This window comes from Pseudomonas sp. PAGU 2196 (assembly GCF_022179005.1).
GTDB lineage: Bacteria > Pseudomonadota > Gammaproteobacteria > Pseudomonadales > Pseudomonadaceae > Aquipseudomonas > Aquipseudomonas kermanshahensis.
The window spans coordinates 1-896 of record NZ_BNTL01000055.1 but is presented as its reverse complement, the minus strand read 5'-3'; the positions used below and the strand labels follow the sequence as shown (position 1 = coordinate 896).

Here is an 896-nt window from a genome sequence, read left to right as displayed (position 1 = left end):
CGACCGCCTTCACGGATAGCGAAGCGCAGACCGTCTTCCATTGCGATGGTCTTGATCAGAGTGACAGTCATCTGAATGTTGTCACCTGGCATTACCATTTCAACGCCTTCCGGCAGTTCGCAGTTACCGGTCACGTCAGTGGTACGGAAGTAGAACTGAGGACGGTAGCCTTTGAAGAACGGAGTGTGACGGCCGCCTTCTTCCTTCGACAGGACGTAGACTTCTGCGGTGAACTTGGTGTGCGGCTTGACCGAACCTGGCTTGACCAGAACCTGGCCACGCTCAACGTCGTCACGCTTGGTACCACGCAGCAGAACGCCGCAGTTCTCGCCAGCACGGCCTTCGTCCAGCAGCTTGCGGAACATCTCAACACCGGTGCAGGTGGTGGTGGTGGTGTCACGCAGACCAACGATTTCCAGCGGATCTTGAACGCGGACGATACCACGCTCGATACGGCCGGTAACAACGGTACCACGACCCGAGATCGAGAATACGTCTTCGATTGGCATCAGGAACGGCTTGTCGATAGCACGCTCTGGCTCTGGGATGTAGCTGTCCAGAGTTTCAACCAGCTTCTTGACAGCGCTGGTGCCCATTTCGTTGTCGTCTTTGCCTTCCAGCGCCATACGAGCCGAACCGATGATGATCGGAGTGTCGTCGCCTGGGAAGTCGTAGGTGGACAGCAGGTCGCGAACTTCCATCTCGACCAGTTCCAGCAGCTCAGCGTCGTCTACCAGGTCAGCCTTGTTCAGGAAGACCACGATGTACGGAACGCCAACCTGACGGGACAGCAGGATGTGCTCACGGGTTTGTGGCATCGGACCATCGGCGGCCGAGCAAACCAGGATCGCGCCGTCCATCTGCGCAGCACCGGTGATCATGTTCTTCACGTAGTC

1 protein-coding gene is annotated in these 896 nt (G+C 57.6%); it reads right to left on the bottom strand.

Annotation, left to right across the window (positions count from 1 at the left end; all coding sequences use genetic code 11):
• Positions 1 to 896 (bottom strand): elongation factor Tu (gene tuf / locus MFF34_RS27770; RefSeq protein ID WP_238217800.1); only part of this gene is annotated, 896 nt, incomplete at both ends.